Below are 12,914 nucleotides of genomic sequence, written 5' to 3' on the forward strand. Positions count from 1 at the left end.
TGGTTAGAACGACTGACCGATGCCAGCATAGATGCCGTAGTCCGCCCCACCCTCGTACTTGTTGAGCGGGACGGCAAAATCAAGCCGGAGCGGACCGAATGGCGTCGCGTAGCGGATACCGATGCCGACGCCGGTGCGTATATCGGAGAAATCGGGCGCAACATCGGCGGCAACCGCTCCGACATCGATAAACGGAACCACGCCGATCTTCTCGGTGACCCTCACGCGCGTCTCCAATGACGCGGTCATGTAGGATGCGCCGCCTGTCGCCTCGTTGGCGGCGTTGTAAGGCGAGATTTCCTGATATCCATAGCCGCGCACGGAACCGCCGCCACCGGCGAAGAACCGGCGCGTCGCCGGTATGTTTTCCAGGTTGTCCGCACCCAAGAGGACGCCGGCGGAAACCTTGCCGGCGAGGACGATGCGGTCCTCCGCGCCGAAGCCGTGATATCCGGCAACAAAGCCCTCGAAGCCCGAGAAGAAGGTGCCGTTGTAGGCCTCGTAGCTCGGCGTCACCCTGGCCATCGCCCTGTAGCCTTCCGTCGGATCCAGCTTGTTGTCGCGCGCGTCCCTGTCGTATTGCAGCGGCAGGGAGAACGTCAGGTAGCTGTTGTTGCCGAAGGCGTCGTCATCCTTTTCCCAGCTCACCTGGCCGCTGCCGGTGATGGTATCCAGATCGTTCAGTTCGTAGGCGATGCCGAGCGATGCGGTCACCAGTTTCGCATTGTAGGCATCGGGATTGTCGGTCTTCGCAAGGATGCTCGCAATCAAGGTTGCCGACGGGACAAAGGCGCCCGGCTTGGTGAAGGTAACGCCGGCCGAAAAGTCGAGGTCGCCGATGCTGGTCGCATCGCCGAGACGGCCGACCGCCCCTTCGATCCGCAGCCCTTCGGCAGCGCCGAAAAGATTGCGATGGCCCCAATAACCGTTGACGCCGAAGCCGTCGATCGTCGAATACTGGGCGCCGATACCGAGATAGCGTTGCTTGCCCTCGGAGACTTCGATCGTCATCGGCAGGCTGCCGTCACCGGCGAGTTCTTCGGCCTCGTGAATGGTCACGCTTGAGAACACCCCGAGCGCACGCAGCCGTTCGCCGGCCTTTCGCAGCGCCTCCGGCGAATAGCGGTCTCCCTTGTTCAGCCGCGAATAGCGCTCGATGAAATCGGGCCGCACGGCCTTGGCGCCCGAGACGCCGACGGTGCCGACCGGTGCGATAGGGCCGCCTTCGGCCGCCACGACGACGTCGACCGTGTCCGTTCGATGATCGGCGACGACTTTTCGCGTCGTCAGCTTCGCCAGCGGGCGGCCCTCGCTCTTCAATTGCTCGACGATCTTGTCGCCGGCCTTGATGATCGTCAGAGAGCCCGCCGTGTCGCCCGGCGCCAGGTCGTAATCGGCAGGATTGCGGTTTGCGGCATCGCCGCCGAATTGCACCTCGCGTACCTTGAAGACGGGACCGGCAGCGACGTTGACCGTCACCGGCACCGGACCCTTGCGGCTGAAGGTGGGATTGGGCGGCAGGTCGTCGATGTTCCGGCCGTCGACGGTGATGGTCACGACGCCGCCGTACCGCGCCTTTTCGTAGAGCGCCGCGATCAGGCGCTCGCGGTCGTCCCTTGCCTTCACGACGACGCCGAGGTCGCCCGAGACGGGCCGTTCCTTGTCGGCAACGAGGCGGGAACTGTTTTCGAGAGCTTCCTTGAGATCGGGGTCGACGGCATCGGTCGTCAACGTCACGTCATAGCGCACGGGGTCGGGCACCTGGTCGGCGGCCGTGTCGTCCTTGCCGAAGATATTGATACCGAAAATCTTGAAGGCGAAAGCATCAGCCACCAGCGCCGGTGAAAATGCGGTCGCAACTGCGACCACCATCACGGTGCCTGCCCGCCGATACGCAATACCCGCTTTCGGTGCCTTCCCTCTGATCTGCATCCGCCGCTTTTGTTACATTCGAATTGAGCTCTGCGCCCCCCGGCCGGCGGCAACCTTAGCGGCAAAATTCCGCTTCGTGTACCATTTTAAATCGCTTGCCGGCCGAAATGGCAGAAAAAGAATGAAAAATCCCGGGAGGACCCGGGATTTCAATGGGTTTGGCCGAGGGTCAATAGCCGCCGCGGCAATCGTCGATGTAGCGGCGACCGTACTGGTCGCGATAGTAGCATTGGCCCGGCTGCTCGGCGACGCGGCCGATGAGTGCCCCCGAGACGCCGCCGATGGCGGCGCCAACGGCTGCTCCGCGAACGTTACCTGTGACCGCGCCTCCGATAATGGCACCGGACGCCGCACCGATGCCGGCCCCTTGTTGTGTCGGGGTGCAGCCTGCAATCGAAAGGCCAATTATGGCGAGGGCAATAATCTTCTTCATCAATAACTCCGTTGATCGCCCGTCGGGCGGTGGCCGTCCCTGATTCTTGTTTTTGGCAGGCTAGCCCGCAAACTATGGCGCAAAAAGGGGCAGGCCGCCTCCTTTGCCATTATTTGAGGAAGCTGTGCCCCGGAATCGTCTCGAAAAGCGGCGCTGCGGAGGGCGCTCTGCAAACACGCCGAATTTAACATACCTCCCTAAAGTAGCTGTTGATCCCAAATCGAAAACGTCAAATGATGCCCTCCGTGCCTGGAGGAGGCACGAGGAGGAAATCATGGCGAAAGTGAAACTGACGGTGAATGGCCGGGCAGCCAGCGGCGACTGTGAAGAACGCACGCTTCTTGTCCATTTCATTCGCGAACAGCTTGGCCTGACGGGCACCCACGTCGGGTGCGACACGACCCAATGCGGCGCCTGCGTCGTCCACATGGACGGCAAATCGGTCAAGAGCTGCACCATCCTTGCAGTCCAGGCTTCCGGCTCGGCGATCACCACGATCGAAGGACTTGCCGTCAACGGCGAACTGCATCCGGTTCAGGCAGCATTCAAGGAACACCACGGCCTGCAATGCGGCTTCTGCACGCCCGGCATGGTAATGACCGCCGTCGACATGATCGGTCGCCACGCCGGTCATCTCGACGAGCAAACCGTGCGCCACGAGCTCGACGGCAATATCTGTCGTTGCACCGGCTATCACAACATCGTCAAGGCCGTGCTGTCGGCCAACGCAGAGATGCACGGCACTGCCAAGCAGGCGGCCGAATAACGCTCAGGAATCGTCTGGCTGACTGCCGAGCACCGCTGTTTTGGCAGAATGCCAGGCCCGAAACCCCATTGGGAGGAAATCATGGGTGTTGAAGGAATTGGTGCGCGCGTCGCGCGCAAGGAAGACAAACGGTTCCTGACCGGCAAGGGCCGCTATACCGACGACATGGTCGTACCAGGTATGAAATTCGCATTTTTCATCCGCAGCCCGCATGCGCACGCGAAGATCAGGAGTATCGACGCCTCCTCCGCCAAGGCAATGCCTGGGGTTATCGACGTGCTGGACGGCAAGCAACTGCTCGCCGACGGCATCGGAAATCTGATTTGCGGCTGGATGATCCATTCGAAAGACGGCTCGCCGATGAAGATGGGCGCCTGGCGCCCGCTGGCGGTCGACACGGTCCGGTATGTCGGCGACGCCGTCGCCGTTGTTGTCGCCGACACGCTGGCCGAGGCCCGGGACGCAGCCGAAGCCGTGGAGATCGACTACGAGCAACTGACGGCCGTGGTCCAGGCTGTCGACGCGCTGAAATCCGGTGCGCCGCAGATCCATCCCGAAGCGGAAGGAAACCTGATCTTCGACTGGCAGCTCGGCGATCCCGCCGCGACCGACCAGGCCCTTGCGGATGCCGCGCACGTGACGGAGATCGAGCTCCACAACAACCGGCTCTCTCCAAATCCCATGGAACCGCGTGCAGCGCTCGGCATCTACGATTCCGCCGAGGACCACTACACCTGCTACACGACCAGCCAGAACCCGCATGTCGCGCGGCTGGTGATGAGCGCTTTCTACAACGTCGCCCCCGAAAACAAGCTGCGCGTAATCGCGCCGGATGTCGGCGGCGGCTTCGGATCGAAGATCTATATCTACCCGGAGGAGATCGTCTGCCTCTGGGCGTCCAAGAAGACCGGCGTACCGGTGAAATGGAACTCCGACCGGACCGAGGCCTTCTTGACAGACGCGCATGGCCGCGACCACGTCTCCAAGGTCCGGATGGCCTTCGACAAGGACCACCGCATTATCGGTTTGAAGGTCGACACGATTGCCAATCTCGGCGCCTACATGTCGCTCTTTTCCTCGGCGGTGCCGACCTACCTCTATGCGACGCTGCTGTCGGGCCAATACGACATCCCGGCAATCCACGCCAATGTCCGCACCGTCTACACCAACACCGCACCCGTCGACGCCTATCGCGGTGCCGGGCGTCCGGAGGCGACCTATCTGCTCGAACGCACGATGGAAACCGCGGCGCGCGAACTCGGCGTATCCCCAGCGGAACTTCGGCGGAAAAACTTCATCCGCGAGTTCCCGCATCAGACCCCTGTTATCATGAACTACGACGCCGGCGATTACGAAGCGTCGCTGAATGCCGCGATGCAGACGTCCGACTGGAACGGTTTTGCGGCTCGCAGGGCCGAGGCTGCCGGCCGCGGCAAGAAACGCGGTATCGGCATGAGCTGTTACATCGAGGCCTGCGGCATCGCACCGTCACAGGCGGTCGGCTCGCTCGGCGCCGGTGTCGGGCTTTGGGAATCGGCCGAGGTGCGCGTCAATGCCGTCGGCACGATCGAGGTGCTGACCGGCTCCCACAGCCATGGGCAGGGGCATGAGACCACCTTTGCGCAGCTTGTCTCCGACAGGCTCGGCGTGCCGATCGACAGCGTTTCGATCGTGCACGGCGACACCGATAAGGTGCAGATGGGGATGGGCACATACGGCTCGCGCTCGGGAGCCGTCGGCATGTCGGCCGTCGTAAAGGCGCTCGACAAGGTCGAGGCGAAGGCGAAGAAGATCGCTGCGCACCTCATGGAAGCCGACGAGAGCGATATCGTCATCGAGAACGGCGAGGTGAAAGTGGCCGGTACCGACAAGATGCTGCCCTGGTTCCAGGTGGCGCTCGCTGCCTACACGGCTCATAACCTGCCCAGCGGCATGGAGCCGGGCCTGAAGGAAACCGCCTTCTACGATCCGTCCAACTTCACCTTCCCCGCCGGCTGCTACATCTGCGAAGTCGAGGTCGATCCGGAAACGGGCAAGACCGACATCATCCAGTTCGTCGCAGCGGACGATTTCGGCAACATCATCAACCCGATGATCGTCGAAGGACAGGTGCATGGCGGCATTGCCCAGGGCATCGGCCAGGCGCTGCTCGAAGCCGTGCATTATGATGAGAACGGCCAGCTCCTGACGGCAAGCTTCATGGATTATGCCATGCCGCGCGCCGACGATCTGCCGTCGTTCCAGGTATCGCACCAGGTCACGCCGTCACCCAGCAACCCGCTCGGCATCAAGGGTTGCGGCGAGGCCGGCGCCATCGGCTCACCGCCGGCGCTGATCAACGCCATCACCGATGCCATCGGCAACAATATGCTCACCATGCCCGCCACGCCGCAGAAGGTGTGGATGGCGGCCCGTGCGGTGAATTGAGGAGGAACGAGGATGTATCAGACGAACTATCACCGCGCTTCCTCGATCGACGAAGCCGCCAGAATGATCTCTGGCACGTCGGAGGGCAAATACGTTTCCGGCGGTATGACGCTGATCGCCACGATGAAGCAGCGGCTCGCCGCGCCAAGCGATCTCGTTGACCTCAGGCACATCCCGGCAATGAAGGGGATCAACGTCGACGGCCGCAAGGCGACGATCGGCGCAGCCACCCCCCATGCCGAGGTGGCGGCCTCATCTGCCCTGCGAGCGATCTGCCCCGCGATCTGCAACCTCGCCGGCATGATCGGCGATCCCCATGTGCGCCACATGGGAACGATCGGCGGCTCCGTTGCCAACAACGACCCGGCGGCCGACTATCCGTCGGCGATGCTGGCGCTCGGAGCACGGATCATCACCAACAAGCGGGAGATTTCGGCCGATGACTTCTTCACCGGCCTGTTCGAAACGGCGCTTCAGGACGGTGAGCTGATCACCGCGATCAGCTTCGAAGCACCCGAGAAGGCAGGCTACGCAAAGTTCCCCAATCCGGCGTCGCGCTATGCGATGACAGGTGTCTTCGTCGCGAGGACCGGCGGTGGTGTACGCGTCGCCGTCACCGGCGCCGGTTCGAATGGTGTCTTCCGCCAGCGCGACATGGAGACGGCGCTTGCCGCCAACTGGTCCCCGTCGGCCATTGCCGCTGTCGACGTCGACCCCTCGGGCCTGATGTCGGACCTGCATGCGAGCGCGGAGTATCGGGCGAACCTCGTCAAGGTGATGGCCAGGCGCGCCGTTGCCGGGGCCGGCTGAGGGATCGACTGTGGTCGCGAGGCGGCACCGCTGCCTCGCGACCATCGCCTCTCGCATCCCTCACTTGGCATGGTCGGCATTTTTGAATTAAAACAATTCAAGACTATGGGCCTTTTGCCGCACTTGGTGCTAAAGCGAAGGCAAAGGGTTGACGTGTGCGCGTCCGTTCGCAAAAACGCTCGCACGATACTGGAGCATATGATGGATTTCGAAGCATTCTTCAAAAACGAGCTGGACGGCCTGCATACGGAAGGCCGCTATCGCGTTTTTGCCGATCTTGAGCGTCATCGCGGCAGCTTTCCGCGGGCCACCCGTCACACGGCCGATGGCCCGAAGGACGTGACCGTCTGGTGTTCCAACGACTATCTCGGCATGGGCCAGAACCCGAAGGTGATCGAGGCGATGAAGAACGCCATCGACCACTGTGGCGCGGGNCCGAAGGACGTGACCGTCTGGTGTTCCAACGACTATCTCGGCATGGGCCAGAACCCGAAGGTGATCGAGGCGATGAAGAACGCCATCGACCACTGTGGCGCGGGTGCGGGAGGCACCCGGAATATCTCTGGCACCACCCACTACCACGTTCTGCTCGAGCGCGAGCTTGCCGATCTGCACGGCAAGGAAGCGGCGCTGGTCTTCACCTCGGGCTACGTCTCCAACTGGGCGGCCCTCGGCACGCTCGGCGCCAGGATTCCCGGCCTCGTGATCTTCTCGGATGCGCTGAACCACGCCTCGATGATCGAGGGCATTCGCTATGCCAAATGCGACAAGGTGATCTGGAAGCACAACGACATCCAGGACCTCGAAGCCAAGCTGGCGGCCGCCGATCCGAAGGCGCCGAAGCTGATCGCGTTCGAGAGCGTCTATTCGATGGACGGCGATATCGCCCCGATCAAGGAGATCTGCGATCTCGCCGACAGGTATGGCGCGATGACCTATCTCGACGAAGTCCATGCCGTCGGCATGTACGGCCCGCGCGGCGGCGGCATTGCCGAGCGCGAAGGGCTGATGGATCGCCTCACCGTCATCGAGGGCACGCTCGGCAAGGCCTTCGGCGTCATGGGCGGCTATATCGCCGCGTCGACGGCGCTCTGCGACTTCATCCGCTCGTTCGCCTCGGGCTTCATCTTCACCACGGCGCTGCCGCCGGCGCTCGCTGCCGGTGCGGTCGCTTCGATCCAGCACCTGAAGGTCAGCCCCTTCGAGCGCGCCCGTCATCAGGAGCGCGTGCGCACGCTGCGCGCCCTCCTCGACAAGCGCGGCATTCCGCACATGCCGAACCCCAGCCACATCGTGCCCGTCATGGTCGGCGATGCGGCCAAGTGCAAATGGATCTCGGACCTGTTGCTCGACAATTGCGGCGTCTACGTCCAGCCGATCAACTATCCGACGGTGCCGAAGAAGACCGAGCGCCTGCGCATCACGCCGACGCCGCTGCACACCNTGCTCGACAATTGCGGCGTCTACGTCCAGCCGATCAACTATCCGACGGTGCCGAAGAAGACCGAGCGCCTGCGCATCACGCCGACGCCGCTGCACACCGATGCCGACATCGAGCATCTGGTCGAAGCGCTGCACTCGCTCTGGGCGCGCTGCGCGCTGGCAAGGCATGTCGCCTGAGGACCACGAATTTCCTGTCTAGTTTATGAGCCCGGCAGCCCGCTGCCGGGCTTCCTTGTCGACGGCGAAGACATCATCCATCGTTGCCGCGGGCGGCAGACCGGAAAGCTGATCCATGACGGTTTCCGTGACCTCGGCCATCGACAGGAAGGACAGCCGTCCCGCGATGAAGGCCTCCAGCGCCACCTCCTTGGCCGCATTCAGCACCGCACCCTGAACGCCGCCGCGCGTCATCGCGAGCCGGGCAAGGCGAAGCGCCGGAAAGCGGCTTTCGTCTGGCGCTTCGAAGTCGAGGCGCGCAAGCTTGGCGAAATCGAGCCGCTCGATCGGCAGGTTGGGCCGCAGCGGATGGGAGAGCGCATAGCCGATGGCAGTTCGCATGTCTGGAGCCCCGAGTTGGGCCAGAACCGAACCGTCGGTGTAGCCGACCATCGAGTGAATTACCGATTGAGGATGCACGATCACTTCGATCTGCTCCGGCGACAAACCGAAGAGATGCCGAGCCTCGATCATCTCCAGCGCCTTGTTGAACATCGAAGCGCTGTCGATGGAGATCTTCAGTCCCATCGACCAGTTCGGATGGGCGCGGGCCGTCTCGACGGTCACACCGGCCATCTCTTCGACGGTCGCATTGCGGAAAGGGCCGCCGGAAGCCGTTAGTATGACGCGCTCGACGGCATGGCGCTGGTTTTCCTCCAGCACCTGAAAGATCGCGTTGTGCTCGCTATCGACCGGCAACAGCTTGCCGCCGCCACGGCGCACGGAATCGACGAAAAGTCCGCCGGCGGAAACGAGACACTCCTTGTTGGCAAGTGCGATATCCGCACCCCTGCGCGCTGCCGCCAGCGTCGGCGCGAGCCCGGCCGTTCCGACAATCGCCGCCATCACCCAATCGGCATCGCGGTCTGCGGCTTCCATGAGACCGGATTGCCCGGCCGCGACCGATATCCCGCTGCCGGCAAGCGCACTCTTCAGCGGTCCGTAGTGGGATTCACTGGCGGTTACAGCCAGCTTTGCGCCGGCAGTCCGAGCCTGACCGGCAAGCAGCTCGATATTCTCGTTGCCCGTAAGCACCGAGATCTCGAAATTGTCACGGCCGCCCAGATGCTTCACGACGTCGAGCGTGTTTTGCCCGATCGACCCCGTCGAACCAAAGATACTGAGGCGCCGCGGCGCGTTTCTGCCCGTTGTCATACGCTGATTTGCCAGATTTTTCTCATTTGCACCCGGCTCTACAGGGGATTGGAAACACCGGCAAGTGTGCACTGCAGCAGATTTCTGACGCCAGGGGGTTTACACGGCCGGCCTTAGATGTGAATCTCCTAACATTCCTTCGGGATAGGAGCTGCGGCGATCCATCGGGTTGCAAGGTATCGCTCTCCGGCTGCGCAGGGCGCAGATATCGGCAGTCTGGCCATGGTCGGGAGACTGCCAGATCAGAACGAGACATCGGGTTTGCCAAGCGGATACCCTGCGCTGCGCGCATCGTCGCTTTGCCCTGAACGTCGACCAAGGGACGACAGGTTTGATGAGACCGACAAGCAAGCTATTGCTTCTGTCTGCCGCGCTCATATCGCTTGCGGCGAGAGCGGATGCCGAGAATCTGGTGATCTGGACGCCAGTGAAGGTGTCCGAGAATTCCTACAAGGCGACAATGGGCTTTCGCCTGCCTGCCGAATGGGAGACGAGCGCCGGCGCGGACCTCGGGTTGGCATCGACGCACGGCGGCGCCCTGCAGGCGGAGTCCCAGCAGGCTTCGCTCTGGGGCAAGATCAGCAAGGTGAGCGTCACTCCGGCCACCCGCGCAGAGCAGGCAGCCAGTGTTCGCGTCGACACGCTGCGGGGAAGCGGATCGCTGCTGCTCAGCCGCTCGCGAAGCTGGATCCTCTCGGATTCGCTCGACCTGCAATCGACGCGTTTCGTCAGCCTCAACTACGAAGCGCTCGAGACGCGCCAGGCATCCGTCGATGGCTCGCAGGCATTGAAACTCATCCATCCCTGGACCGGAACGTCGATATCAGCCGCGGCAACCCTGAGCGGTCTTGCCGGCCTCACCGGTTCGGTTGCGGTGAACCAGACAATTCTGCCGGACCTCGATCTCAGCGCAACGGTCGCCAACCCGGGATCCTCGACGCAGACGGGCAGCATCCGGCTCAACTATCAGGTCACGTGGTGAGGTGGGTGAACCAACCCGTCGACAGCGCGTTCTTCTCGGTTAGCGAAGGAGGAAATTGCGATGATCTTCAAGCAGGGTACGTTTTTCGGCGAGATGCCGGAAATTGAGATCGAGTTCAAGAACCACGCTGTTCTCGAGGAAGGGGTCGCCAATGCCCTTGCGGTCGCTGGCGGGCTCGATGCGTCTGATCTCACCGTCACGGTGGATGACAATGCCGTCGTTCTCAGCGGCACGGTCGCAACAGCGGCCGAGATAGAGCGCGCGACGGCGGTCGCTCAAGCCGCCGCAGGCAAGCATCCGGTCCGCAACGAAATCGGATTGGGATAGCCGCGCATCGCCAAAGTGCCGACGTCGATCAGCCGGCGAACCTCTCGACAAGGAATGAATATCCGGCGACGCGGTCTGTCTTCGGCGTGGTGATTGGGCCGCTGGCCGTGTATGTCGTCGCCAGCATGAGGCCGGTCACCACGAGATATGCGACCGCCAGCAAAATAAGCTTGATACGCATAACACATTCTCCTCTTTCTGCATCAATGCTGAAAGAGGTCGAAAGTTCCTTCGATCGGTCGTGCGACGTCAAGGCGAAAGAGCCGCCTTTGAGGGCGGCTTTCCGAGGCAGGGGATCGGGACTGTTCAGCCGGGCGTGAGGGTCACGGACGTGCCGGTCGCGGCGACGTTCAGTCCGAGCTGGCCGGTCAGGCTGATGACCTGAAGATGGACGGAGCCGGACGTGCCGCCGAAGAGAATGTTGGTGCCGATGCCGCCCGCCAGCGTCGCTTCGGCCGTAGCACCCTGATAGAGCCCGCCGAGCGAACCACGGTGATAACCTGCCGTCGGTGCGAAGACCGCCCAGACCAGCCTGCCGCGCGTGGTGAAGCCGAGGTCGACACCAAACTTGCGGATCGCGCCGGTATAGTGATCCAGCGCGGCCCCGTTTGAGGGACTGAACGCGCAATCGAGCGTCTTGGCCGATCCAAGGAGGTACCCGATGCCGCCGCCGATATCGCAGGCCAGGATGCCGATCCTGACGCCGTCACGCGCATCCGGCTGACGGTAGGTGGTGGCGAGGTCGGCAGCCATCACACCTGTTGCAAGCGTTTGAGCCAGAGATGCCGCAGCAAGAAACGTAGCGATAGTGTTCTTCATGGTGGTCTCCTTGTTTTGCTGTCGTGAAGATAGCGCCTTGTTATGATTTACCAAGCCCGACGCAATGATCAAAATCAACAAACGGACAAACAGCCGGCGCCCGCTGCTCCGAAAGGAGTAGGGCGGCGCTGAAAAGGCGGACGCCGTCGGCCCTGACGTTTTCCAACGGAGCAAGAAAGCAGACGTTATCGGACTCCGATCAGCCGGTACTTGCCGAGGCGCCAGGCGCGTGAAGCAACCCGCCCGATCTCGAGCACGGCCCGGAACGGATAGACGCCGAGGCGCTGTTGCAGGGGAAGTCGGAATTTCCCTCCCTGCTGAATATCGGATGGAAAATCCGTCTCCTGTGAAATCGGCTCGGGGGAGATGAACATTCCCCGAAGGCCGGCGAAGAATTCCAAGTCGAACGCAATATCGTAGGGCAACCGCATCGGCACGAGTCTTGTGCAGATCCATTCCGCTGCATGACGGTTGATCAGATAGGCTCCCGAGCCCTTTTCGCGCGTAAGGGCAATCGCAAGCGCCCTGTCGCCGGACATCGCCACGATAGGAAACTTCCGGCCGCTGTTGACCGTCGAAAGGCGCAGAACGTCCCAATGGGCATGGGCGGCGAGCGCTTCTGCGATCACGACGGGCAGATCGCCGGGAAGCGTCAGGTCGTCCTCGAGGATCAATGCAAACGCCTCGGTGGAATCCAGCAGCTTTTGAGCGCATGCCACATGACTGAGATAGCAGCCGACCTCTGCCGGATTGGTCAGCCGCCCGTGAAGGCGCCTGAATGCCGCTTCGTCATAGTGTGCGTGGGGCAGGTCGATCATCGCGCCGTCGATCGCCGCCACGCGTTCAAAACCCATCCCGAGCTGCTGAAACTGCCGTTGCATCGCCTCCAAGCGGCTCTCTGCCCTATCCAGATTGATGAGAAACGTTCGAAGCGAAGGCGCTTGTTCTGATGCAGCAAATCCGTCAGCACGCTCGACGCCGCTGTGCAGGGCCATATTCATGTATCTAGTCCCGGAGTGAAATGGATTTTGAGTTACTGTTTGCCCGCCGAAAATTGTGGCTGGATTACAACCCCACGGTATTTCGCTCGTTGCGTGGTCCGCGCGTCGCCTTCGGCCGCATTATTATTCAAAGCAAGTATTATTAATGATATTCTATATTAGATAAGTTTATTCTGCATAAAATGCGATTCCGAGGGCTTGTTACACTATCGTTTGAGCGCACACAAACGACTTATGTCGAAAATTTTACAATTTCAGGTCGATTTTGCATGGGAAAATGCCATCGAATCACTGATTTTCGACAGAAACAGACCGCACGCGATGAATTATATTCATTTAATTCAAATATTGATGAGAACATCTAAAGTAATTCTGCCAGCGCCGATCTCCCGAGCACGGGCGTCGACGCGCCCACCCATGGGCACGCGGTCAATGGGAAAGGGAGCGACCCACCAAGGCCTGCGTAGCCTTTCCGATCGGTAGCAAGCTGAAAAACAGATGCCCGACCTGAGAGATAGGTGACGTTTTGTACCGGAGACATGGGTAACACTTTTTCGCTTTCGGCGGGAGGTGTTGATGCCGTGGAGAGAGACTTCGGTTATG

Annotated in this window: 11 protein-coding genes and 3 pseudogenes; 8 read left to right on the plus strand and 6 right to left on the minus strand. The window is 61.7% G+C overall.

What is annotated here, in order from left to right:
- Nucleotides 1-3 precede the first annotated feature (3 nt).
- Both ASC97_RS23720 and ASC97_RS23725 read right to left on the minus strand, forming a co-directional pair.
- Complete coding sequence (locus ASC97_RS23720; RefSeq protein ID WP_057470805.1) at nucleotides 4-1,932, minus strand: autotransporter assembly complex protein TamA; 1,929 nt, start codon at nucleotides 1,930-1,932, stop codon at nucleotides 4-6.
- A gap of 169 nt (nucleotides 1,933-2,101) precedes the next feature.
- Nucleotides 2,102-2,365: a YMGG-like glycine zipper-containing protein gene (locus ASC97_RS23725; protein ID WP_057470806.1), complete on the minus strand. Its 264-nt coding sequence runs from the start codon at nucleotides 2,363-2,365 to the stop codon at nucleotides 2,102-2,104.
- Nucleotides 2,366-2,639: 274 nt separating this feature from the next.
- On the opposite strand from ASC97_RS23725, the gene ASC97_RS23730 reads away from it, so the two are divergent.
- From ASC97_RS23730 to ASC97_RS35600, 6 genes and pseudogenes are all read left to right on the plus strand, one after another.
- The gene (locus tag ASC97_RS23730) at nucleotides 2,640-3,131 is read left to right on the plus strand and encodes a (2Fe-2S)-binding protein (protein ID WP_057470807.1); all 492 of its coding nucleotides are present in this window, start codon (nucleotides 2,640-2,642) and stop codon (nucleotides 3,129-3,131) included.
- An 81-nt stretch (nucleotides 3,132-3,212) separates the two neighbouring features.
- Nucleotides 3,213-5,558, plus strand: a complete 2,346-nt coding sequence (locus tag ASC97_RS23735; protein ID WP_057470808.1) for a xanthine dehydrogenase family protein molybdopterin-binding subunit — start codon at nucleotides 3,213-3,215, stop codon at nucleotides 5,556-5,558.
- A gap of 12 nt (nucleotides 5,559-5,570) precedes the next feature.
- Entirely contained in the window at nucleotides 5,571-6,368 is a 798-nt protein-coding gene (locus ASC97_RS23740) for an FAD binding domain-containing protein (RefSeq protein ID WP_057470809.1), read from the plus strand.
- Between the two features lie 201 nt (nucleotides 6,369-6,569).
- Nucleotides 6,570-6,802 (plus strand): annotated as a pseudogene (locus ASC97_RS36330) (5-aminolevulinate synthase); the annotation flags it as partial.
- Between the two features lies 1 nt (nucleotide 6,803).
- Nucleotides 6,804-7,811: pseudogene (hemA, locus tag ASC97_RS23745) on the plus strand (5-aminolevulinate synthase); the annotation flags it as partial.
- 1 nt (nucleotide 7,812) lies between these two features.
- Nucleotides 7,813-7,988, plus strand: a pseudogene (locus ASC97_RS35600) (aminotransferase class I/II-fold pyridoxal phosphate-dependent enzyme); the annotation flags it as partial.
- An 18-nt stretch (nucleotides 7,989-8,006) separates the two neighbouring features.
- Here ASC97_RS35600 and dxr read toward each other — a convergent pair.
- Nucleotides 8,007-9,182 (minus strand): 1-deoxy-D-xylulose-5-phosphate reductoisomerase, encoded by a 1,176-nt coding sequence (gene dxr / locus ASC97_RS23750; RefSeq protein WP_057470811.1) that lies wholly within the window; start codon nucleotides 9,180-9,182, stop codon nucleotides 8,007-8,009.
- A gap of 334 nt (nucleotides 9,183-9,516) precedes the next feature.
- Between dxr and ASC97_RS23755 the strand changes: the two genes are divergently transcribed.
- Both ASC97_RS23755 and ASC97_RS23760 read left to right on the plus strand, forming a co-directional pair.
- Nucleotides 9,517-10,164, plus strand: coding sequence for a hypothetical protein (locus ASC97_RS23755; protein ID WP_057470812.1), 648 nt, complete (start codon nucleotides 9,517-9,519; stop codon nucleotides 10,162-10,164).
- Between the two features lie 60 nt (nucleotides 10,165-10,224).
- The gene (locus ASC97_RS23760) at nucleotides 10,225-10,491 is read left to right on the plus strand and encodes a BON domain-containing protein (RefSeq protein ID WP_057470813.1); all 267 of its coding nucleotides are present in this window, start codon (nucleotides 10,225-10,227) and stop codon (nucleotides 10,489-10,491) included.
- 28 nt (nucleotides 10,492-10,519) lie between these two features.
- Here ASC97_RS23760 and ASC97_RS34765 read toward each other — a convergent pair whose 3' ends face one another.
- From ASC97_RS34765 to ASC97_RS23770, 3 genes are all read right to left on the minus strand, one after another.
- Nucleotides 10,520-10,672 (minus strand): hypothetical protein, encoded by a 153-nt coding sequence (locus tag ASC97_RS34765; protein WP_200959533.1) that lies wholly within the window; start codon nucleotides 10,670-10,672, stop codon nucleotides 10,520-10,522.
- A 125-nt stretch (nucleotides 10,673-10,797) separates the two neighbouring features.
- On the minus strand, nucleotides 10,798-11,310 hold the full coding sequence (locus ASC97_RS23765; RefSeq protein ID WP_057470814.1) for a DUF992 domain-containing protein: 513 nt from the start codon (nucleotides 11,308-11,310) through the stop codon (nucleotides 10,798-10,800).
- Nucleotides 11,311-11,495: 185 nt separating this feature from the next.
- Nucleotides 11,496-12,311 carry a glycosyltransferase family 25 protein gene (locus tag ASC97_RS23770; protein WP_244481563.1) on the minus strand — a complete coding sequence of 272 codons (816 nt, stop codon included), beginning with the start codon at nucleotides 12,309-12,311 and terminating at the stop codon, nucleotides 11,496-11,498.
- Between the last annotated feature and the right edge of the window lie 603 nt (nucleotides 12,312-12,914).

The sequence above is a fragment of the Rhizobium sp. Root1203 genome (assembly GCF_001424945.1).
Classification (GTDB): Bacteria; Pseudomonadota; Alphaproteobacteria; order Rhizobiales; family Rhizobiaceae; genus Rhizobium.

Excerpts from the sequence above, each read along its gene's own strand:
- ASC97_RS23720 (WP_057470805.1), bottom strand. The coding sequence starts at position 1,932 with ATGCAGATCAGAGGGAAGGCACCGAAAGCGGGTATTGCGTATCGGCGG.
- ASC97_RS34765 (WP_200959533.1), bottom strand. The coding sequence starts at position 10,672 with ATGCGTATCAAGCTTATTTTGCTGGCGGTCGCATATCTCGTGGTGACC.
- ASC97_RS23770 (WP_244481563.1), bottom strand. The coding sequence starts at position 12,311 with ATGAATATGGCCCTGCACAGCGGCGTCGAGCGTGCTGACGGATTTGCT.
- ASC97_RS23760 (WP_057470813.1), top strand. The coding sequence starts at position 10,225 with ATGATCTTCAAGCAGGGTACGTTTTTCGGCGAGATGCCGGAAATTGAG.
- ASC97_RS23765 (WP_057470814.1), bottom strand. The coding sequence starts at position 11,310 with ATGAAGAACACTATCGCTACGTTTCTTGCTGCGGCATCTCTGGCTCAA.
- dxr (WP_057470811.1), bottom strand. The coding sequence starts at position 9,182 with ATGACAACGGGCAGAAACGCGCCGCGGCGCCTCAGTATCTTTGGTTCG.
- ASC97_RS23755 (WP_057470812.1), top strand. The coding sequence starts at position 9,517 with ATGAGACCGACAAGCAAGCTATTGCTTCTGTCTGCCGCGCTCATATCG.
- ASC97_RS23740 (WP_057470809.1), top strand. The coding sequence starts at position 5,571 with ATGTATCAGACGAACTATCACCGCGCTTCCTCGATCGACGAAGCCGCC.
- ASC97_RS23730 (WP_057470807.1), top strand. The coding sequence starts at position 2,640 with ATGGCGAAAGTGAAACTGACGGTGAATGGCCGGGCAGCCAGCGGCGAC.
- ASC97_RS23735 (WP_057470808.1), top strand. The coding sequence starts at position 3,213 with ATGGGTGTTGAAGGAATTGGTGCGCGCGTCGCGCGCAAGGAAGACAAA.
- ASC97_RS23725 (WP_057470806.1), bottom strand. The coding sequence starts at position 2,365 with ATGAAGAAGATTATTGCCCTCGCCATAATTGGCCTTTCGATTGCAGGC.